The sequence below is a fragment of the Methanoregula sp. genome (genome assembly GCF_028679125.1).
Lineage (GTDB): Archaea > Halobacteriota > Methanomicrobia > Methanomicrobiales > Methanospirillaceae > Methanoregula.
On sequence record NZ_JAJRCG010000004.1, the window covers coordinates 91,827 to 111,939 of the forward strand.

Below are 20,113 nucleotides of genomic sequence, written 5' to 3' on the forward strand. Positions count from 1 at the left end.
ATCAGTTCACATCACCGATGAGACCGGGCTCCCTTCGTTCCCCATCCGTTATGTAATAAATTCACCGATACATAGGAATTATTCTACTCAATGTGATTGTGTAACCAGTGAGTAAAAAATTTTAATTGTTCATCGGTATGAAAGTAATGTTCTCCGGTTTCCAGAATCTCTAATGTACAATGAAATTTTTCTGCAAAATGGCTGATTGTATCAAATTCACACAAATTATCGTTAGCTCCGTATAAAATATTCGTATCAACTTCCCATGTATCAACAGGGTGTTCTTTCACATAACAGAAATAATCCCAATATAACTTTTGACCAACAGGGGTAGATATCGTTCTTTCTTCCTGTAAACGCTCAGGTGTTACATCAAACCACACCATCATATTGCTTATAATCCGGTCCATGTCAACCACCGGTGACAAGAAAAGGGCTTTTTTCAATTCAAGATTGTGATAGGCTAAAAGGCTGAAATATGCTCCCATACTGCATGCAAACAGGCTCAGCTCTTTCCACTGAGTTCTTGCATATTCCAAAATTTCCATCAGATTACTAACGCAAATTTGCACCTTACAAGGTGTCTTCTCCTCTTTTCTTTCGCCATGTTCTGGCAAATCAAAGCTCAGGACCTGATACCCTTTTTGAATTGCCTCATGAGCGAGAAGTTGAATAACTGCATCTTCCTTATGGGATAAATTCCCATGTACTGCAATTACAAGTTTTTCACTCTCTTTTCCCCATAACGTCGCAGGGATATTTCCAATCTTAAAATTATATTTAATCATTTTCTTCCATTATTTACGTGGTATACCTATCGTAAAACAGGGTGTAAAAAATAAGGACGACAATTCCGGTTTTACTTCTTTGCCAGCTTCAGGATCCGGATCGCCAGCCACGCCGCGTTGTCGCCATTGTCCACGCCAACGCAGGCAACCGGCACACCTTTGGGCATCTGGGCGATCGAGAGCAGCGCGTCCATCCCGTTCAGCGTCCCGCTCACGGGAACCCCGATGACCGGCTTGTCGGTCCGCGAGGCGATAACACCGGGAAGCGCTGCGGAGAGGCCGGCGATCGCAATGAAGATCTTCGCGTGGCTCGCCCTGACATAGGCCTCGAGCTTGTCGGGATCGCGGTGGGCAGAGAGGATCTGGGCATCGTAGGTGACCTTGTTCGCGTCGAGAACTTTCTTCACCTTATCGGTGATTGCCGCGTCAGACGCGGATCCGGAAATAATTGCTATATCTGCCATATCTGCCATCCAAACTTATATTGCGTCTATATTAAAATACTATGAGCAGATTCACCATGGAAAAAGAATTACTCCTGATGATGCCGGGCCCGGTGCCGATACCGGAACGGGTCAGGCTCGCGATGTCGCGTCAGGCAATAAACCACCGCAGCGCCGAGTTCGGTGCCGCATATGCTGACTGCGTGCGGGTATGCAAGACCGCATTTGCAACGAAGAACGACCTTGTCATCATCAGCGGTTCCGGCACGGCCGGCATGGAAGCCGCGATTGCAAATGTTGCACGCGACAAGGAGATCGCCTGTATCGTCAACGGCAAGTTCGGCGAGCGGCTCTATAAGATCAGCCAGCGCTACGGAAAGGCGCACGAGATCAAGTCTGACTGGGGTACCCCCGTCAACCTCGAAGCCCTCAAGGCCCAGCTCGAGGCCGGCGCTCAGGTCGTCACGCTCATCCACAACGAGACCTCGGCCGGTATCAAGAACCCGGCAGAAGAGATCGGGAAGCTCTGTAAGAAGCACGACGCCCTCTTCATCATGGACGGCATCACCTCCATTGCCGGGGATACCGTTGAGGTCGACAAGTGGGGCGTTGATATCGCCATCACCGGCTCCCAGAAGTGCTTTGCCGCACCCGCGGGCCTTGCCATGGTCTCGGTGAGCAGCCGGGCATGGGAACGCATGACCAAGAACCCTCCCTATTATCTCGACCTTGCCGCGTACCGGAAGAGTGCAGCCGGAACCCCGATGGAGACGCCGTACACCCCGGCAGTCCCGCTCTTCCTCGCGCTCCGCGAAGCCTGCCTGATGATCGAGGAGGAAGGTCTTCCCGCACGGATTGCCCGGCACCAGAAGATGTCGAAGTCAGTCCAGGCAGCCGCAAAGGCATGGGGGCTCCCGCTCTTCCCGAAGATCGACAAGCTCCACACCTATTCGTCCACCGTCACGGCCATCGAATATCCCGCGGGCGTCAAGGATGACGACATGCGGGGCATTGTCAAGAAGATGGGCATCGTCATCGCCGGCGGCCAGGACCACCTGAAGGGCAAGATCTTCCGCATCGGTACCATGGGCGCTGTCGGCGCACCGGAGATCCTCTCGACCCTTGCCATCACCCAGCACGCAATGAAAAAGTGCGGCTACACGGTGAAGGGCGACGGCGTCGAGGCCGCAGCCGAGGTGCTGGGATGAGGGTAGGTGTTGCAGACACCACCTTCTCGCGCGTCAACATGGGAGCCATAGCCGTCAGTGAGCTTCGGAAACATGCAAGTGTAGCCATTGAACGGGTCACGGTCCCGGGGGTCAAGGACCTGCCGGTGGCCTGCAAGAAACTGATCGAAGAACGCCAGTGCGATATCGTGATGGCACTGGGGATGCCCGGGGGCAAGGACAAGGACAAGATGTGCGCCCACGAGTCATCGCAGGGTCTCATCATGTGCCAGCTCATGACCAACACCCACATCATCGAGGTCTTCGTCCATGAGGACGAGGCAAAAGATGGTGCAGAGCTGGCATGGCTTGCCGAGCAGCGCACCCGGGAGCACGCCGTGAACGCCGTGAAGCTGGTGCTCCACCCAAAAGACCTGGAGAAAGAGGCCGGCTCCGGCCAGCGGCAGGGCTTTGCCGATGCCGGGCCTGCCCGCCGGTGAGAAGAACGCAAGAATTATTGACCAATCACAAGAGATGATCTGATATGTGTGATACCAACCCGATAAAACTGGGATTCGTTGTCGCCGAGTTCAACCGCGACATCACCTACATGATGGAGATTGAAGGCCGCGAACATGCAGCATTCCTTGGTGCAGAAGTCATCGAGACCATGTATGTTCCCGGGGCATACGACATGCCGCTCGCGATCAAGAAACTGCTGACTGCCGGCAAGGTCGATGCGGTTGTCACCATCGGCTGCGTCATCGAGGGCGCAACCCAGCACGACGAGATCGTGGTGCAGCACGCAGCCCGGAAGATTATCGACCTCTCGCTGGAGTTCGGCAAGCCGGTCTCCCTCGGCATCTCCGGGCCCGGCATGACCCGGCTCGAAGCCAACGAGCGGATCGATTACGCAAAGCGGGCCGTTGAGTCAGCCATCAAGATGGTCAAACGATTGAGATGAAGCCCCTGTCGGCGAAGATTGCCGGCGTTGCCGAGTCGGCAACGATCGCCATCTCCAACAAGGCAAAGAAGATGCAGCGGGAGGGCATCGATGTCATCAGCCTCTCGATCGGTGAGCCGGACTTCGATACTCCCCGGCATATCACGGATGCCTGCATTACGGCGCTGAACCGGGGCGAGACGCATTACGCCCCGAGCAACGGCATTCCGGAACTGACGGGTGCAATCGCTGAGAAGATAACAAAGGAGAACAAGTTCCCCTGCACTCCTCAGCAGGTGATCGTTGCCTGCGGCGCAAAGGATGCGATCTACGAGGCGTGCGAGGCGGTCTTAAACCCGGGTGACGAGACGATCATCCTCACCCCGGCCTGGGTCTCCTACGAGCCCTGCATCCAGATCGCGGGCGGGAAGCCGGTCTTCCACGCGATCAATCCCAAAACCTTCCAGCTCGACGACTCGCTTCTTGAGCGTGTGAACAGGAAGACCAAGATGATCATCGTCAACTCCCCGTCGAACCCCACGGGGGCTGTTTTTAATAAAAAGTCCATGCAGCTCGTGGCGGATCTCTGCGAGGACAGGGACATCTACGCGATGTCGGACGAAATCTACGAGAAGATGGTGTACGGCAAGGAGCACATCTCGCTTGCTTCTCTCGGCGACATGGCGCAGCGGACCATCACCATCAACGGCTTCTCGAAGGCCTATGCGATGACCGGCTGGCGGCTCGGGTACGCGGTGGGTCCGAAGGAGATCATCACGGAGATGTCCAAGGTCCAGCAGCACTCCGTCAGCCAGGCAACGACCTTTGCGATGTGGGGAGCTGTGGCGGCGCTCAAGGGCGACCAGCGTTGCGTTGAGGAGATGCGGAAGGAGTTCGACCGCCGGCGCATATACATGATAAACGAACTTAACGCGATGGGCTACGAGACGGCCCCGGCCGAGGGTGCGTTCTATGCCTTCGTGAAGGTCAAGGGTGACGATATGGAAGTTGCGTCACGCTGGCTTGACAAAGGTCACGTGGCAGCAACCCCGGGCAGTGCGTTCTATGCGCCGGGATGGATCCGGTTGTCGTACGCGGCTTCGATGGAGAAGCTGAAAGAGGCGATGAAGAGGATCAAGAGGGTTGGGTAATCTTTTTTTTAATCAATCAATATTACAACACAAAATAAATTACCTGCAAGGTTTATTGCAATATTGGTGGAAGTTATCAAATTTTATTCAGATGATGACTATTTTGAAAGAATTCATGAGATACGTGCAATTATTGAAAATGAGATTGGATTAACTCAAAATTATATCTCAATCGTTCATTACAGCAATGTTGAAATTATCGCATTGATTTTGGGAATATTGGCGATAGTAACTTATTTTTCATTTAATACATTTGCGATCATTTGGGTCGTAATAGGTCCCTATGCAATTTATAAGACTCTTCAGATCAATTCAGGAATGGAAAGTCTAAAATTAAAACTTGGTTTTAGGAAAATTGAAAAAAAGAAAAAAATCAGCTTCAAAGAAAATTTTGTTATTGATATCCCTGATCGCTATCCAAAATTTTCTGATATCGACTTATTAGCACTAAAAATCCGTATTGTAAAAGGGGATAGAACAAGTGATAGTAAAATTAACGCAACTAATAATTATCTTTGGGCAAGCGCCTTTTCAATGAACGCTTTTAACAATCAAATCGGGTATTGGACAATCTATGCATCCATTATTGTTCTCTACATCTATTGTGTTTTAACAAAAACAATAGAATTTAATTGGTTTCTAATTCTCTTTGGAATCCTTCAATTAGGCTCTTTTTATTATCTAACTGCTTTGGAAGGGAATCTTAGATATTTTGTGATAAATGATTTTAAACGCAATTTCTTATTTTTTCATATTCTATGGATTGGCTCAATAACTGCATACTATGTGGTCTTTTTGATCAGTTACTTTTCACTGATTCTTCAACTTCTGACAGTTCATAATATTTTACTTCTTGGGATGGTGGGGATTTTAGAATATTTTGTTATTATGTTAGGAAATGATTTTTTTTCTTCTACTATCGGATCTGGAATAATGAATGACAAATTAACCGAGCTTATCAGACTCCGTGATACAATTAACAATCAAATTTTCACTCGAAAGAGGTTAACTGATGATCCTGACATCTTCTATTATGATTATTTAGTCATGAGAAGATACAAACTGATAAAATGGAAGGGACTCCTTTTCGGAAAATATGTACTTGAGCCGGATTTATCAGATGATGATATCAGAACGCTTTCAGAATCATCATTACATTTTGAAATATTACAAGGTGAAGTTGGAATGAAGGGATTATTTGTTACAAATAAAGAAATTTTAAAGCGGTATGGATACGTGTAAAATCTTTTTTTAGAAAAAAATGATGGACACGGCCAAAATGTGAAACGATGTCCCCCCTCTTGCGCCCCCTCCGGGAGGGTGACAAGTACGGGTCCCCCTCAAAACCCACCTCCCGCTGCCCGATCGCAGGCGACTTTCTGCGCCCAATTGATGCTAATTAAACATTTCAGAGTCTCCGACGTTTAAAAATCAGTCCGGGCATTTTGCGGGAGGGAATCCGGGCTCATTGTACCGTTTTTCACCCAATTCGATCTGTTTTCGGGTGCCCGAAATCCGGGGCCCGGAAAAAGTCGGCAATATGGGCTCTGATCGGCAATCCGGGCGTAATATGGGGGGTCGCCCCTCATTCCCCCTGACTCTTTTCCGACCTCTTAGTACCGACGGAGATTTCCCGGGGGGGTGCCTGGATCGGGGGTATGATTTCCGTTCCGGCCGGTATCTCCTGGGCCGGCACTGTCGGTTGAGCCTGCACTACCGGCACCGCCACAAACGCCGGCTTCGGTCTCTCCGGAATCATTGAGCCATCGCGGGAAAGTTCGATGAGCCCGGTGTCCGTGGCGCGGAAGAACCGGAACGCCCCGCGGGGCAGAAAGACCCAGAGCTCGCGGGAGATCCCGGGGCCGGACGCGATGGCCCGGAGCGCCGCAAGGGCATCGCGAGCTTCGCCTTCGATCCACGCATGCGAGCAGTGGACGCGGGTGACACGTTTGATCCGGACATGGGCCGTGAAGCCCGGACAGTAGATCACGAAGTTGCAGATCATGCCCGGCTCGTGCATGAACTGCCGGGTCTCGCCCCGCTTCTTTGCAATGTGCACGGCCTCGCTGAGCGCCACGAGCGGTCTCCGCCCGCGACTCATGCCCGGCCTCCGGTCCCGGCCGGAATTTTTCGCAGCGGCAGGTGTTTATCTGCTGAACAATTTTTGTATTGTGCCTGATTGATGCGGAGTATGGCAACAGCTCCTTCTTGTTGTAAATATGCCGGCTGCAATTCCATGAGTACACGGGCCGGCCACGCTGTTATTGTAAAAATTATTTTTAAAATTATATATGCTTTTTAGTATGGGGAACTGCGTCACACGTTATTTTTTCCACCATATCTTTGCAAATGTAGAATCGCCGGAGATCACGATCGAGTTCCCCTCGCAACGTACCCGTGCGGCAAGATACGTTCCCAGCACGCTCTTCTGCTCCGGTGTCTTCACCCCGAATCTCCCGCTGAAGAACGCCATCATCTCTTCGATGGTCCCGAACCGGTACTCTTTTGAGAGCGGCATCATCTCCACGTTCGCATAGATCCCCATCTGGTACAGGACATTGTAGAGGCAGTCTGCCTTGGGCCCGGCATAGTACGGGGTCCCATGGAGCGGGACCCAGAGATCGGCATACATCCGCTCCCAGAAGGGGAGATCCACGAACCAGTACAGGCAGACGTACTGCTGCGATGCGGCATCCATCTTTGCGAGGGCGGCCCGGATATCCTCCATGGTCAGCGAGAGCGATGCGATCACGATGTCGTACGGGCCGGCGAGATCCCGGTCAACATCCACGTCCTCCCACCGCTTCTGCACGCAGGTGATATTCGTGATGCCCTCGCGTGCAGCCCGCTCCCGCAGGAGGGAGATCATGCCTGATCCGGGTTCGACCGCACAGACCTCCCTGACCCGGGAGGCGAGCGGGATCGCAAGGGTGCCCGGCCCGGCACCGATGTCCAGTACCCGGGACTCGCGGGTCAGGTCCAGCCCGTCAAGGGTAATCCTGATGCGGCTGTCGTACTCCCGCCGGGAGTTGGCATCGTACCGCTCCGCGTTCTCCTTCCGGTTCCAGTCGTGCGATGGATCGTCAGGGATCCTGACGGAGTCGTGCCGCTTCTGCCGCAGCTTCCAGATCTCGTTCCAGTCGGGATCAGCTCGGCCCGGCACCGGGGGAATCATACCACTGAGTATGCACTCAAGCGGAAAAAAATGTTCACTGGCACAAAAAAGGAAAGGTTACTCGTGCCTGAGTGCATCGATCGGATTCAGGTTCGCTGCCTGCCATGCCGGGTAGAGACCGCAGGCAAGACAGATCACGATCCCAAAGCCGACACCTTCGCCAACCGAGATCGCTGTCGCCACCGTGAACAGGTACTTGGTCGACTGGAGCATCAGGGCGCTGATGGCATATCCCGCGATCAGGCTGAGGATCCCCCCGATGACACTGCCGATAACCCCGATGATAGCGGCTTCGTAGATGAACATCTTCATGACCTCTTTCTTCTGCGTCCCGATGCTGCGCATGATACCGATCTCCTTGATCCGCTCGTTGACCGACATCATCATGATATTGAAGATCGAGACACCGGCAACGACCATGGAGATCCCTCCGATTGCTGTGACGAATGTCGTGACCGCCCCGAACGTCTCGTAGATCGTAGCCAGGGTTGCCTTGCTGTCCATGACCGAGACGATCTTGTCCCGCTTGTTCAGCTGTTTCTCGATGATCTTCTTGACCTCGGCGGTATCCTGTCCGCTCTTTACCTTGACAACGACCTCGTCGTAATCACTCCTGCTGTAGGTGTTGTCGAACCAGCTCTCGGTGACAAGAATGGCATTGTCCGTGCTGATATCAAAGCTCATCCCCCGCTCCTCGATGATCCCGGTGACCCGGAGGGTCCCCTTCGAGCCATCGGTGCCCATGGAAATCCGGGACCCGACCTTGATATTATTGTCCTTGGCAAATTCCGATCCAACCATGCACCCGGAATTGCCGTTGTTGAGACCGCCTGATGAAAATTTCAGGTCGAGATCCGGGACATACTGGGGGTCAATACCATAGACCGCTGCAACAATATCATCGCCGCCAACCCCCACTTTCATGCGCTCCGATGTCGAGAGCACCGGTATTGCCACGCTGGGAGCAACAGCACGTTTGATCTGCTGGAACTGCTGGTCGGTGATCTTCAGGTTCGCAGAACTTCCCCCGCCCCCCCCAAAGCCACCGCCGCCACCGGTATACGGGGTCACGATGACACTGTCACCTACTGATGAGAGGCTGTCAGAAACGGTCGCCACCAGGCTATTCCCGAGGATGCCCATCGATGCAATGGCAACGACCCCGATCACGATCCCGAGCATTGCAAGGGTTGACCGGAGAAAGTGCAGCCGGATATTCCGCTTGGCGATCTCCCAGAAGATCATTCCACGATCCTCCCGTCAGCGATCCGGATCGTCCGCCGCGAGTACTCGGCGATATGCGGGTCATGGGTGACCATGATGATGGTCGTGCCCTCCCGGTTGAGATCCGTCATAAGATCCATGATGCCGGCGCCTGTCTTGGAGTCGAGGTTACCGGTTGGTTCGTCGCAGAGCAGGATATCCGGGTTGTTGATGAGCGCCCGGGCAATGGCAACCCGCTGCTGCTGGCCCCCGGAGAGTTCGGTGGGGGTGTGGGTGAAGAGTTTCTCATCCAGCTGGACTGCCCGGAGCACTTCCTTTCCCCGTTCGGGATCCACGCCTTTTCCGGTCTTAAGCATCAGGGGAAACGTGACGTTCTCGATGATATTGAGGAGCGGGAAGAGGTTGAAGTACTGGAAGATGAACCCGATCCGGTCCCTCCGCAGGGTGGTCAGATCCACATCCGACATGTCGCCAATGCGGGTGCCGCTGATGTAAATATCGCCCGAAGTCGGGACATCCAGACAGCCCATCATGTTGAGGAGCGTGGACTTGCCCGACCCCGAGGGGCCCATGACGGAGATGAACTCGCCACGGTCTACCTGGAACGAGATCCTGTCGAGTGCCGTGACGTCTCCTGCGGGAAGCGGGTATACCTTGGTTACGTCACGGAACAGCATTACCGGCTGGTCATCCATCGGAAGCGTCACTTCTTGCTCTTCCTTATGTAGAAGTACCATCCGCCGGCAATTGCCGCGATGAGGATGAGTGCGGCAAGGATGGGAATGATCGGCGGGCCGTTGCTTGCGGCCGTGGTGTTAAGACGGCTTGAGGGAACAGTCACGTTCTGGACCGTGTGATAGAGGTTCCCGTCGGTATCCCTGAAAGAGACCTGGACGGGTATGCTGGTGCTGCCATCCGTGTCGAACGAGATCTCAAATCCTCCGAAGTCGTCGGCTTTGAGTGCCCCGACAACATAGGTCTTGTAGGGATCTTGGGGTATGGCAGGGGAAAGGGATGTAACTGTGACGGTATTTGCCGTATCGAGTCCGGCATTATTTATATCACCGGTCACGTGAAAGATGCCCCCCTCAGTGGTGACCTTGATATTACTCATGACAGGATATGACTGTTTTTTGTCCACGCCGAAGGTGATGGGGATGTCCATGGATGTCTGGTGGGGATTGTTGCCATTGTCGTACGTAAGGGTAAGATGAAGTGGGGTCTCTTTGTCTGGTGTGATGGAGATATTTACCGGTACCTTTGCCTGGGGAGCGAGCATTCCTATGAACGTCCGTGAGGGAGTTGCGGTGATGCCGTCACCGGCAACTTCAAGGGCAACATTGGTTACCTCGGCATCTCGGGGATTTGCCACCTGCAGGTAGATCGTCTTTTTCTTTTCCTGCTCAAAAGCATCCGGCTTATCGATCACGGTCAGGACAAGGGGGCGATTTTCCACCAGGACCATCTGCCGGTAATAGAGATTGTCAGCATCCCTGAATGTCATGGAGAACGTGGGATAATATGTCCCATCAGGAGCATCTGTGGTGACAGAAAATACAAATTTCTGGGTCTGGAGCGGTCCGATATGGACCGTGCTGTCATAAGGGGCGCTCGTTGACCGGATGTTATCGTCTCCGAACGTAGCATGGTTTACAACAGTGCTGTCGTTGGTGTTGCCGTTTGTAACGGAAATAGTAACGGTACCGTCATCTCCGGTAAAGAACGTCCCGGGATCGTATGACACATTCGAGACATACACCTTGCTGGCTGCAACAATGGATTCAGGTGTGGCGTATGCACTTGCCACCCCACAAATAGTGCTGCAGAGCAGGATCAGACATGTTACCGTAAAAAACTGGGTTATTCTCATTTACGAAACTCCGAGATTATAGATCATGTAGATGATATAGGCAACCACCGGGATACCCACGCAGAGCGCAGCATCCCGCGGCGACAGTTTCCGGGCCTGCTGGATGCCGAAGATCCAGATGTTTGCGCTCCAGAGCAGGAAGACAATGGCGATGAGGGAGGTGATCTGGGTCAGTTCCAGCATGGCCGGATCCAGCAGGAGGGCCTTTGTGACCGCCTGCATTGCCACGGGATCCTGCAACATGGCGGAAGTCACCTGGGGAACAACGATTTTTGGTACGTATTCGTATGCCACGATCAGGGTGACAACGGATCCAATCACCTGGGGGAGGTACCCGTACCCGACAACCTGCAGGGTCGACTTGACACTGCCCTCTCCCTTGAATGCCATTGAGAGGGCAAAGACCACGGCCGTCCAGACAAGCCAGAAGATGAAGACTCCCAGCGCTGCCCCGATTATTGTCGAGAGGAGGATGATCACGTCGATGCCGGGATAGGCTCCGGCCATCATCTGTGCGGTCAATCCCCCGATCAGGTATCCGTAGCCCGCAGCAACGATACCCCCGGCAAGGACGATGAGGAGGGGCCACTTGAGACTTTCATCTTTCTGTCCCATCAGGTCCGCGAAGAATGCGCCGGGCCTGAGCAGGATATCACTAAAGGAACGCGTCATAATCCAACCTGTTTTAATACTGTGTTATTCTGGATAAATCCGGAAATGTTGTCAACACTGTGATGTTGACTGTAATAAACTTTCTGCCCTCCCCGTGATGTCATGGGCAGGAATTATGTGATAGAATGGTTCGTGGTCTTCCCCATTAGTGGTTTTTGGTTGATCTGCCGCGAGAAAAGCGGATCTGCGATTCCGTGCGGAGCCACGGGTTTTTCCCCGGGGAATTCCTGTTCCCTCGTTAAAACCTGGAGTAAAGGGGAGTCACCGGCAATGCGGGAACGTTGGGGGACTCCGCATTTCACCGGGAGGATTTGTAAGGGAGGTTACTCACCAGACTGCGCTTCCGAGAGTGCTTCGCGCGCCTTATCAACCATATTCTGGGCGGCCGTCACTTTTGGTTTGATGGGCGGGTATTCCTTCTTGTCAAATGAGGCCTGCGCTTCCTTGTAGAGACTCTCCGCCCGGTCTATCCTCCCCTTGGCCTTGGTCACGTTCGTTCCCTCGCTGCCTGCCATGTCGATCTCTTCCTGGATGGCAAGAACCTGGCCGTAGAGATCTTCAAGCATCCCGCGGTATTCCTCTGCCTTCTCGTTGTCCTCCTCGATCCTCTGGCGGCCGCGCTCCCGGGCATCCTCCCTTGCCTGCTCCTGCCCCTCAAGAATCTCCCGCAGTTCGTCTTCAACTTCCTGGAGGGTCTCGGCAAGGACCTCGGCAAATGCCGTTCGTTCATCCTTCGACTCCTCGTACCCGTCATATGCCCCGTATGCCCCTCCGGCAGCAGCGCCCCCGATTGCACCGGCAATGGCCTCGCCGGCCCCTTCTTCGCGGTGCAGGAGACTCCCGATCAGACCTCCCAGTCCCGCCCCGGCAACAGCGCCGGCAACGCCCTTGGTGATCTCCTTGCGGTTGCGATCGACGGTATAGGTTACCTTGACATTCAGCTTCTCAACAGCCAGATCCAGTTTTCCCTGTTCGTCGGTATGTCTGACATGCATGGTTGCGGTTGTCGCGTTCAACACCTGCTGAGTTATCTCGGTCCCTTTGAGGGCAAGACGGGACATCAGGCGTTCGGTGAAATCGGTGTACAGGGATGCCACACCCTGGCTGTAGTAGATGAAAACCATGTGTATTCTCCAAAAAAATACTGGCGCTGTTTCATCATATAGGTTAGAGTTCCCCCGGAAGTGCCGGCGATCCATTAAGCAATTAAATACAAAAATAGACACTTGTGTACCATAATGTATATATTTGTACAAAACAAGAACTGTGTATGCAGACCAAGATCCTGCTCGATGAGGAGCAGATGCCCAAAAAGTGGTATAATGTGCAGGCGGATCTGCCTTCCCCGCTCGATCCCCCGCTCCATCCCGCCACCCACAAACCGATAGTACCATCGGACTTATCGGCGATCTTTCCCATGGAACTGATCCGGCAGGAAGTGTCCACCGACCGGTATATCGACATCCCCGAAGAGGTGCGGGAGGTCCTGAAGCTCTGGAGACCGAGCCCCCTGTACCGCGCCCACCGGCTGGAGAAGTTCCTCAAGACGCCGGCAAAGATCTACTACAAGTGGGAGGGGGTCAGCCCGGCCGGGAGCCACAAGACGAACACCTCGATCCCGCAGGCCTACTACAATATGAAGGCGGGTATCGAGCGGATCGCGACAGAGACCGGTGCCGGGCAGTGGGGATCCGCACTGGCGTTCGCCACGATGCTGTACGATCTCGAGTGTACCGTCTACATGGTACGATCGAGCTATACGCAGAAGCCTTACCGCAAATCGATGATGCAGGTCTGGGGAGCGGAGTGTATCCCGAGCCCGAGCACGAGGACGAACTCGGGCAAGGCCGTACTTGAGAAGGATCCGGAGACACCGGGAGCGCTGGGTATTTCGATATCGGAGGCAGTTGAGGATGCAGCCACCCACAGCAACACCAACTATGCGCTCGGCTCCGTGCTGAACCATGTCTGCCTCCACCAGACGATCATCGGCCAGGAGTGCCGCGAACAGCTGGCCATGGTTGATGATTACCCGGATGTTGTCATCGGGTGTGTTGGCGGCGGATCGAACTTTGCCGGGATCGGGTTCCCGTTTGCGGGCGACAAGATGACCGGGAAGCACAGGGACGTGGATATCATCGGTGTCGAGCCGGCCTCGTGCCCGACCCTGACCAAAGGGGAGTACATGTATGACTTCGGCGATGTGGCGGGCTTAACGCCGCTCCTGAAGATGTTCACCCTGGGTCACGACTTCGTCCCGCCGTCCATCCATGCCGGCGGGCTCCGGTACCACGGGGACTCCGCCATTGTATCGCGGCTCGTCCACGATGGCGTGATGCGGGGGATCTCGTATCACCAGAGCGAGGTCTTCGAAGCGGCCCAGAGTTTTGCCCGGACAGAAGGGATCATTGTAGCTCCTGAAGCTGCCCACGCGGTGAAGGGCACAATTGATGAAGCGCTGAAATGCAAGAAGAGCGGTGAGGCAAAGACGATCCTCTTCAACTGCACGGGGCACGGCAACTTCGATATGTCGGCATACGATGCATATTACAGCGGCAAGCTGGTGGACTACGAATACCCGGACGCATTGATCAAAGAAGCGATCGGCCGGATACCCAAGGTTCAATAACCCCTCTCATCAATCACTTTTTTATGAAACGGATTGGCCTCATCATCAACCCGGTTGCGGGTATGGGCGGATCGGTGGGGCTGAAAGGCACCGATGGGAACGTGGAGGAGGCCAGGACCCGGGGGGCGGTGCCGCATGCCCTGGACCGGGCCCGGATGGCGCTTGCACCCTTGGCACGGAACACCGGACTGCACTTCGTCACCTGTTCCGGTGCCATGGGACAGGATGTCCTGCAGGAGGCCGGGTGCGAAGACCCTGAGGTGATCTATACCTTCTCCGGTGAGAGCAGTGCCCGCGACACGAAAGAAGCAGCACGACGTCTCCTGGATGCGGGTATCGATCTCCTCCTCTTCTGCGGCGGGGACGGGACCGCCCGGGACATCTTCTCCATTGTTGGCAGGAACGTCCCGCTCCTCGGTATTCCCGCAGGGGTAAAGATGTACTCCGGTGTCTTTGCAGTCAGCCCCGCTGCCGCAGCTGAACTTGTCACAGGACTGGAAACGGCGGTACTGCGGGACTCGGAGGTCATGGACGTCGACGAGGAGGCCTACCGGGCCGGCACGCTGGAGACCCGGCTGTATGGTATTGCCCGCACCCCGGTTATCCGGGGGATGGTCCAGGTCTCAAAACAGGTGTATGAACAGCCGGACGAGGAGCGGGTGAAAGGCGAGATCGCGCAGTTCATGCAGGAAGTGATGCTGCCCGGCGCGCTCTATATCATCGGGGCAGGAACGACGACTGAAGCGATCATACGGTACCTCGGTCTCAAGAAAACCCTCCTTGGCGTGGATGTGGTGAAGAACGGGCGGCTCCTTGCACGGGATGCCGACGAAAAGACACTTCTCCGCCTGACTGAAAATGAGAGCGATGTACGGATCATCATCAGCCCCATCGGTGCGCAGGGATTCATTCTCGGCAGGGGGAACCAGCAGATCAGTGCAACGGTCGTGCGGCGGGCAGGTACCGCACATATCATCGTTGTCGCTACCCCGCACAAACTCCAGGAAACTCCTGAACTGCTGGTGGATACCGGTGATCCGGATCTTGATCGTATGTTCGGGGAATCGATCCAGGTCATCTGCGGGTACCGTCTCGCCCAGCGGAAGAAGATCCACCAGCCCGATGGTCAGTGATCCCTTGTATCACAACCGGGACCGGTAAGGTAAACGCGCCACGAAAAAAAGGGGCGGTCAGCCGAGCGGCGCGACGGTCTTTTTGTACATCTCATTGAGGACCTGGGCCAGCCCCGCGTAGATCGCAGCAAAGCCGCAGATGATTCCCTCGTACCCGGCGACGATCGTGATCGTTGCGTTTCCTGTAGCATCGCCCAGCGCGAGCAGGAAAAACAGGATAGCGAGGGTTGCGAAGATGAACTGCAATGCCCTGTTTGCCCGGAGTGTCCCGATGAACATGACCGCGGTGAACAGCCCCCACATGAAGAGGTACGCGGCCATGGCTCCTTTTGATGTCGCGTCTGCCAGCCCCATCTTCGGGAGGACGAGCAGGGCGACGAGCGTCAGCCAGAAGAGGCCGTAAGAAGTGAACGCCGTTGCGCCGAACGTGTTGTTCTTCTTCCACTCCTCGATCCCCGCGATGACCTGCGCCAGCCCCCCGTAGAAGATACCCATCGCCAGGATCATCGATCCCAGTGCGAAGAACCCGGCATTGTGCAGGTTCAGGAGCACGGTCGTCATGCCGAACCCCAGGAGCCCGAGAGGCGCCGGGTTGGCCGTGATATCAAGGCTTTTTACCTGTGTTACACTACTTCCAGACTCATTTGACATAGTTTCTCACCTTTTTTATCCATTGTCCGACGTGTCGGTTCATGCACCCCGGCTCACTCTTCCAGCGTTGAGATGTCGCCCGGATCGATTCCCATCTCCTGGGCTTTCAGGACGCGGCGCATGATCTTTCCGCTCCGGGTCTTGGGCAGCTTATCCACGAAATCGATCTCATGGGGGACAGCGATCGCCCCGAGCGTGGTCCTGACATGGTGCAGGAGATCCTGTTTGAGGTTATCGCCCGGCTCATTTCCCACGCGGAGGATGACGAACGCCTTGATGGAGTTCCCTTTCATGGGATCCGGTTTCCCGATGACAGCTGCCTCGGCAACCGCATGGTGGGAGACGAGTGCGCTCTCGACCTCGGCAGTGCCGATGTTGTGGCCGGCAACGATGATAATGTCGTCTGCCCTCCCGAGGATCATGATGTACCCGTCTTTGCCCTTGACCGCCAGATCGCCTGCCGTGTACATCCCTTTGATGGTCTCCCAGTACTTGCGGTAGCGTTCATCATCATGGTAGACCGTGCGCAGCATGGAGGGCCACGGGGATTTGATCACGAGCAGCCCGCCGGTCCCGGGTTTGACGGAGTTCCCGTCTTTATCCACCACATCGGCCACTACACCCGGGATCGCTTTCCCGACAAACCCCGGGCGCATCGGTTCCCCGAGTACGGTCGTGATCATGAGCATGCCGGTCTCGGTCTGCCACCAGGTGTCGAGGATTGGGCATTTCTGCCTCCCGATAACCCGGTAGTACCATTCGAACGCCTCGGGGTTCAATGGCTCTCCGACGGACCCGATGATGCGCAGGGAGCTCAGGTTGTACTTGTCGGGCCAGCTCTCGCCCATCTTCATGAACATCCGGATGGCTGTGGGTGCGGTGTAGAAGATCGTGATCTTCTGCTCCGCGATCATGCTCCAGAAGCTGCCGGCATCCGGGTAATCCGGGGTCAGCTCGGAGATGAAGACCGTTGCACCTACGGCAAGCGGGCCATACACGATGTAACTGTGCCCCGTGATCCAGCCCGGATCCGCACTGCACCAGTAGATGTCGTTGTCCTTGAGGTCGAAGACATACTTGCAGGTATAGTACGTTCCCACCATGTATCCCCCGCACGTGTGGACAATGCCCTTGGGTTTTCCGGTCGATCCGCTCGTATACAGGATGAAGAACGGGTCTTCCGCATCCATCACCTCGGGCGGGCAGTCATCGGACATTCCCTCCATCATTTCGTAGAAGTCCATCTCGCGCTCGTGGAGATCCACCAGCGGATCTCTCCTTCTCAGGACCACGACATGCTCAACTGTGGGTGCATTGATGACCGCCTCGTCAACGATCGCCTTGAGCTGGATCGCCTTGCCCCGGCGGATCGTGATATCTGCCGTGATAACGACTTTTGCCTCGGCATCCTGGATCCGCATATTCAGGGCCGCTGCGCCGAACCCGCCAAAGACCACGCTGTGGATTGCCCCGATGCGGGCACAGGCGAGCATGGCGATGGCCTGTTCCGGTACAAGCGGCATGTAAATGCAGACGCAGTCGCCTTTCTTCACGCCGATCTTCCTGAGTGCATTGGCGAACCGGGCAACCTGCGAGAGGAGCTTCTGGTAGGTGAAGATCCGCTCCCGGCCCTCCTCTCCCCTCCAGATCAGTGCAACCTTGTTGCGCCGGTGGTTGTTGACATGGCGATCGAGACAGTTGGCGGTAATGTTCAGCTTGGCATTGGTGAACCACCGGGCATACGGGTAGTTCCACTCCTTTACCTTGTCCCATGGAGAGATCCAGTCAAGCTCCTTTGCAATCTTTTCCCAGAACGCATCAGGGTCTGCCAGAAACTCATTGTACGCTTTCTGGTAATCTCCCATCCATGCATTTTTTCGGTACTGTGGGTCGGGGGTGTATGTTTTTACATCCTCAACAAGCCTGACATCGAAATCTTCGGTCATGTCCCACCTATTCTACACTATTAATCATTGAAAACAACATATATATAATTTATTGTAGTGCTGTCAGACGCACGCGAAAAAATAAAATGGGCCCGGTGATGACAAAAATGATGACAGGGTAATACCTGGAAAACCGTGATCCCGAAGTATAGAACGCGCGAAATCGTGCAGGATCTATTTTCATTTTTTCATAGAATCTCAAACAAAAATGCGGACATGCGCCTTCACGGCCCTGCAATCAGTACCGCTCTGGAAAAAGAGAGCGGATATACGAAGGGTTATCTATCCGGGTTTTTCAATATAAGATCGATGCTCAAGAAATTCAAGGGATGCCTGCTGGGAGCGGCGATCGGCGATGCGCTCGGTATGCCCAACGAGAGTGCATCCCCGAACCTGAACAAGATGAAGTACGGGTACCGCCGTCCGTACAAGGGACATCCGAACCAGGAGCTGAATGCCGGGCAGTATACCGATGATACCCAGCTGATGATCCTTGTCGGGACCCTCCTTGCCGATGGCAAGTATAACGAGGACCGGTACGCAACCGCACTCCGGGAACTCTATACGCGGGGAGCGCTCCGCTTTCCGGATGGCTCGGTCGCTGCTGCATGCGAGCATATGGCAAAAGAGAATGTCCCGCAGAAAGGCGTCAAGTCCACAACGTCCGGCTGCCTGCCCATCGCGGTTCCCTTTGCCCTGACATTCCCGGACATGAGCGAGGCCTGCGAACGTTCGGTCAGGGCCTGCAATATCACCCATTCCCACCCGGCCGCCCACGCCGCAGTATCCACCATTGTCACGCTCCTGTACCATGCCCTCCACGAGTCGCCGGACCCGGTGGAACGGGCCGTGCAGAAAGCTCTTGCAGAAGACGAGGTGCTCGGGGGCAAGATCCGGAACGCCCTCTCGCTCGAGAAGAATGGCATGGATACGGAGACCGCACTGCTCAAGATCGGCAACGATGTCTCGGTCTTCCAGACCCTCCCCATGGCCTTCTTCCTCATCAGCCGGTATTCCCATCCCCCTGACCTCCTGACCGTTGCCGCAAATATCGGGGGAAATACGGATACCATTGCCCTGATATGCGGGGCCTATCTCGGTGCATCCCGGGGCATGGATGCCCTGCCGGAGGATCTTATCAAGGGCCTTGAGGACCGTGACCGGATCGAGCTCCTCGGGCAGCGGCTCTACAATGCCTATTCGCGCAAAAGCGAGTGAACCGGGGTCCTTTTTTTAACCCCTTTTTAACTCCTGTTTTTTCAGGCGCCTTTTTTTAAAAAGCTGGTCAAAAAGGATTAAATTTTGACAGTCGGACATTACTGTATGAAAGTTGCGATTGTCGGGGCCTCCGGCTATGCCGGTGGTGAACTGGTCCGCCTCCTTCTTCACCATTCTGCTGCAAAAGTGACGTGTGTCACATCACGCAAACTTGCAGGTACCCCCCTGGATCAGGTCCATCCCCAGCTGAAAGGGTTCACCGATCTCAAATTCGAGAACCCGGAGACCGATGCCATCGAAGCCGATGTGGCATTCCTCGCGGTTCCCCACACAGCGGCAATGCAATACGCCGGTAAACTGCTCTCCCGCGGGATCAAAGTTGTCGACCTGAGCGCGGACTACCGCCTGGCAAAGGATGTTTTTGAGAAGGTGTATGGCGTTCCCCATACCGACTACTTCAAGGCACCCTACGGCATCCCGGAACTCCACCGCAAGGACTGCATCAATGCGAAGTTCGTCTCCAATCCCGGCTGCTTCCCGACCGGGGCAACCCTTGCCGCAGCTCCCCTCGCACATTACGCCCATACGATCATCTACGATTCCAAAACCGGCGTCAGCGGTGCGGGTGACAATCCCTCGGCAACTACCCATTACCCGAACGTGGGAGATAATGTCGGACCGTACAAGTTGACGACCCACCGGCACGTTGCCGAGATGCGGCAGGAGATGGCCTTCCTCAAATCCAGGGCAACGGTCTACTTCACCCCGCACCTCGTTCCGGTCAACCGGGGCATCCTGACAACGGCTCACATCCTGCTCAACGAACCCATGGAGCAGAAAGAAGTGGAGAAACTCTACCACGATTTCTACCGGAATGAGTATTTCGTCCGGTACCAGAAGCCCATCCTTGCAGCTGTACGCGGGAGCAACTTCTGCGATATCATGGTGGAGAGCGAAGGAAGCCGCATCGTTGCCGTCTCAGCGATCGACAATCTCGTGAAAGGCGCCAGCGGTCAGGCCATCCAGAACATGAACCTGATGTGCGGCTTTGCGGAGAATGACGGCCTGACCGGAGCCGGCATGCTGCCGTAGGGAGGAGGAATC

Annotated in this window: 20 protein-coding genes; 9 read left to right on the top strand and 11 right to left on the bottom strand. The window is 54.9% G+C overall.

The window, feature by feature from the left end:
* Window positions 1–83: 83 nt before the first annotated feature.
* Together LUQ43_RS04450 and LUQ43_RS04455 are read right to left on the bottom strand one after the other, a co-directional pair.
* A complete protein-coding gene (locus LUQ43_RS04450) occupies window positions 84–788 on the bottom strand; it encodes an alpha/beta hydrolase (RefSeq protein ID WP_299964360.1) in 705 nt (234 codons plus the stop codon).
* Between the two features lie 71 nt (window positions 789–859).
* Window positions 860–1,252, bottom strand: coding sequence for an AIR carboxylase family protein (locus LUQ43_RS04455; RefSeq protein ID WP_299964362.1), 393 nt, complete (start codon window positions 1,250–1,252; stop codon window positions 860–862).
* A gap of 56 nt (window positions 1,253–1,308) precedes the next feature.
* Between LUQ43_RS04455 and LUQ43_RS04460 the strand changes: the two genes are divergently transcribed.
* The 5 genes from LUQ43_RS04460 (at window position 1,309) to LUQ43_RS04480 (ending at window position 5,733) form a co-directional block, all read left to right on the top strand.
* The gene (locus tag LUQ43_RS04460; RefSeq protein ID WP_299964363.1) at window positions 1,309–2,439 is read left to right on the top strand and encodes an alanine--glyoxylate aminotransferase family protein; all 1,131 of its coding nucleotides are present in this window, start codon (window positions 1,309–1,311) and stop codon (window positions 2,437–2,439) included.
* Window positions 2,436–2,897 carry a riboflavin synthase gene (gene ribC, locus LUQ43_RS04465; protein ID WP_299964366.1) on the top strand — a complete coding sequence of 154 codons (462 nt, stop codon included), beginning with the start codon at window positions 2,436–2,438 and terminating at the stop codon, window positions 2,895–2,897. Before LUQ43_RS04460 ends, ribC begins: the two co-directional genes overlap by 4 nt.
* A gap of 44 nt (window positions 2,898–2,941) precedes the next feature.
* Complete coding sequence (gene ribH / locus LUQ43_RS04470) at window positions 2,942–3,361, top strand: 6,7-dimethyl-8-ribityllumazine synthase (RefSeq protein WP_299964369.1); 420 nt, start codon at window positions 2,942–2,944, stop codon at window positions 3,359–3,361.
* On the top strand, window positions 3,358–4,491 hold the full coding sequence (locus LUQ43_RS04475) for a pyridoxal phosphate-dependent aminotransferase (RefSeq protein ID WP_299964372.1): 1,134 nt from the start codon (window positions 3,358–3,360) through the stop codon (window positions 4,489–4,491). Before ribH ends, LUQ43_RS04475 begins: the two co-directional genes overlap by 4 nt.
* 66 nt (window positions 4,492–4,557) lie before the next feature.
* Window positions 4,558–5,733: a hypothetical protein gene (locus tag LUQ43_RS04480; RefSeq protein ID WP_299964375.1), complete on the top strand. Its 1,176-nt coding sequence runs from the start codon at window positions 4,558–4,560 to the stop codon at window positions 5,731–5,733.
* Window positions 5,734–6,076: 343 nt separating this feature from the next.
* Here LUQ43_RS04480 and LUQ43_RS04485 read toward each other — a convergent pair whose 3' ends face one another.
* The 7 genes from LUQ43_RS04485 to LUQ43_RS04515 all read right to left on the bottom strand — a co-directional run bounded on the left by LUQ43_RS04485 (window position 6,077) and on the right by LUQ43_RS04515 (window position 12,556).
* Window positions 6,077–6,592, bottom strand: coding sequence for a hypothetical protein (locus tag LUQ43_RS04485; RefSeq protein ID WP_299964378.1), 516 nt, complete (start codon window positions 6,590–6,592; stop codon window positions 6,077–6,079).
* Window positions 6,593–6,814: 222 nt separating this feature from the next.
* Window positions 6,815–7,666 carry a class I SAM-dependent methyltransferase gene (locus LUQ43_RS04490; protein WP_299964381.1) on the bottom strand — a complete coding sequence of 284 codons (852 nt, stop codon included), beginning with the start codon at window positions 7,664–7,666 and terminating at the stop codon, window positions 6,815–6,817.
* 57 nt (window positions 7,667–7,723) lie between these two features.
* Window positions 7,724–8,911 carry an ABC transporter permease gene (locus LUQ43_RS04495; RefSeq protein ID WP_299964384.1) on the bottom strand — a complete coding sequence of 396 codons (1,188 nt, stop codon included), beginning with the start codon at window positions 8,909–8,911 and terminating at the stop codon, window positions 7,724–7,726.
* Window positions 8,908–9,627, bottom strand: coding sequence for an ABC transporter ATP-binding protein (locus LUQ43_RS04500; protein ID WP_299964387.1), 720 nt, complete (start codon window positions 9,625–9,627; stop codon window positions 8,908–8,910). The genes LUQ43_RS04495 and LUQ43_RS04500 overlap by 4 nt, the downstream gene beginning before the upstream one ends.
* Window positions 9,594–10,697: a hypothetical protein gene (locus LUQ43_RS04505; RefSeq protein ID WP_299964389.1), complete on the bottom strand. Its 1,104-nt coding sequence runs from the start codon at window positions 10,695–10,697 to the stop codon at window positions 9,594–9,596. Before LUQ43_RS04505 ends, LUQ43_RS04500 begins: the two co-directional genes overlap by 34 nt.
* 63 nt (window positions 10,698–10,760) lie before the next feature.
* Window positions 10,761–11,432 carry a Yip1 family protein gene (locus tag LUQ43_RS04510; protein ID WP_299964391.1) on the bottom strand — a complete coding sequence of 224 codons (672 nt, stop codon included), beginning with the start codon at window positions 11,430–11,432 and terminating at the stop codon, window positions 10,761–10,763.
* 323 nt (window positions 11,433–11,755) lie between these two features.
* Window positions 11,756–12,556 carry a hypothetical protein gene (locus LUQ43_RS04515; RefSeq protein WP_299964394.1) on the bottom strand — a complete coding sequence of 267 codons (801 nt, stop codon included), beginning with the start codon at window positions 12,554–12,556 and terminating at the stop codon, window positions 11,756–11,758.
* A 146-nt stretch (window positions 12,557–12,702) separates the two neighbouring features.
* On the opposite strand from LUQ43_RS04515, the gene LUQ43_RS04520 reads away from it, so the two are divergent.
* Together LUQ43_RS04520 and LUQ43_RS04525 are read left to right on the top strand one after the other, a co-directional pair.
* A complete protein-coding gene (locus LUQ43_RS04520; RefSeq protein ID WP_299964396.1) occupies window positions 12,703–14,061 on the top strand; it encodes a TrpB-like pyridoxal phosphate-dependent enzyme in 1,359 nt (452 codons plus the stop codon).
* A gap of 23 nt (window positions 14,062–14,084) precedes the next feature.
* Window positions 14,085–15,194, top strand: coding sequence for an ATP-NAD kinase family protein (locus tag LUQ43_RS04525; protein WP_299964399.1), 1,110 nt, complete (start codon window positions 14,085–14,087; stop codon window positions 15,192–15,194).
* A gap of 57 nt (window positions 15,195–15,251) precedes the next feature.
* On the opposite strand, the gene LUQ43_RS04530 is transcribed toward LUQ43_RS04525, so the two are convergent.
* Entirely contained in the window at window positions 15,252–15,845 is a 594-nt protein-coding gene (locus tag LUQ43_RS04530; protein WP_299964402.1) for an acetate uptake transporter, read from the bottom strand.
* 53 nt (window positions 15,846–15,898) lie between these two features.
* Entirely contained in the window at window positions 15,899–17,791 is a 1,893-nt protein-coding gene (gene acs, locus LUQ43_RS04535; RefSeq protein WP_299964405.1) for an acetate--CoA ligase, read from the bottom strand.
* A 309-nt stretch (window positions 17,792–18,100) separates the two neighbouring features.
* On the opposite strand from acs, the gene LUQ43_RS04540 reads away from it, so the two are divergent.
* Entirely contained in the window at window positions 18,101–19,009 is a 909-nt protein-coding gene (locus tag LUQ43_RS04540) for an ADP-ribosylglycohydrolase family protein (protein ID WP_299964407.1), read from the top strand.
* Between the two features lie 105 nt (window positions 19,010–19,114).
* Window positions 19,115–20,101: an N-acetyl-gamma-glutamyl-phosphate reductase gene (argC, locus tag LUQ43_RS04545; protein ID WP_299964409.1), complete on the top strand. Its 987-nt coding sequence runs from the start codon at window positions 19,115–19,117 to the stop codon at window positions 20,099–20,101.
* Window positions 20,102–20,113 lie beyond the last annotated feature (12 nt).

Bases quoted from the DNA above. Each gene is read 5' to 3' on its own strand.
- LUQ43_RS04450 (WP_299964360.1), bottom strand. From the start codon at position 788: ATGATTAAATATAATTTTAAGATTGGAAATATCCCTGCGACGTTATGG.
- LUQ43_RS04455 (WP_299964362.1), bottom strand. From the start codon at position 1,252: ATGGCAGATATAGCAATTATTTCCGGATCCGCGTCTGACGCGGCAATC.
- LUQ43_RS04460 (WP_299964363.1), top strand. From the start codon at position 1,309: ATGGAAAAAGAATTACTCCTGATGATGCCGGGCCCGGTGCCGATACCG.
- ribC (WP_299964366.1), top strand. From the start codon at position 2,436: ATGAGGGTAGGTGTTGCAGACACCACCTTCTCGCGCGTCAACATGGGA.
- ribH (WP_299964369.1), top strand. From the start codon at position 2,942: ATGTGTGATACCAACCCGATAAAACTGGGATTCGTTGTCGCCGAGTTC.
- LUQ43_RS04475 (WP_299964372.1), top strand. From the start codon at position 3,358: ATGAAGCCCCTGTCGGCGAAGATTGCCGGCGTTGCCGAGTCGGCAACG.
- LUQ43_RS04485 (WP_299964378.1), bottom strand. From the start codon at position 6,592: ATGAGTCGCGGGCGGAGACCGCTCGTGGCGCTCAGCGAGGCCGTGCAC.
- LUQ43_RS04490 (WP_299964381.1), bottom strand. From the start codon at position 7,666: ATGATTCCCCCGGTGCCGGGCCGAGCTGATCCCGACTGGAACGAGATC.
- LUQ43_RS04495 (WP_299964384.1), bottom strand. From the start codon at position 8,911: ATGATCTTCTGGGAGATCGCCAAGCGGAATATCCGGCTGCACTTTCTC.
- LUQ43_RS04500 (WP_299964387.1), bottom strand. From the start codon at position 9,627: ATGGTACTTCTACATAAGGAAGAGCAAGAAGTGACGCTTCCGATGGAT.
- LUQ43_RS04510 (WP_299964391.1), bottom strand. From the start codon at position 11,432: ATGACGCGTTCCTTTAGTGATATCCTGCTCAGGCCCGGCGCATTCTTC.
- LUQ43_RS04515 (WP_299964394.1), bottom strand. From the start codon at position 12,556: ATGGTTTTCATCTACTACAGCCAGGGTGTGGCATCCCTGTACACCGAT.
- LUQ43_RS04520 (WP_299964396.1), top strand. From the start codon at position 12,703: ATGCAGACCAAGATCCTGCTCGATGAGGAGCAGATGCCCAAAAAGTGG.
- LUQ43_RS04525 (WP_299964399.1), top strand. From the start codon at position 14,085: ATGAAACGGATTGGCCTCATCATCAACCCGGTTGCGGGTATGGGCGGA.
- LUQ43_RS04530 (WP_299964402.1), bottom strand. From the start codon at position 15,845: ATGTCAAATGAGTCTGGAAGTAGTGTAACACAGGTAAAAAGCCTTGAT.
- acs (WP_299964405.1), bottom strand. From the start codon at position 17,791: ATGACCGAAGATTTCGATGTCAGGCTTGTTGAGGATGTAAAAACATAC.
- LUQ43_RS04540 (WP_299964407.1), top strand. From the start codon at position 18,101: ATGCTCAAGAAATTCAAGGGATGCCTGCTGGGAGCGGCGATCGGCGAT.
- argC (WP_299964409.1), top strand. From the start codon at position 19,115: ATGAAAGTTGCGATTGTCGGGGCCTCCGGCTATGCCGGTGGTGAACTG.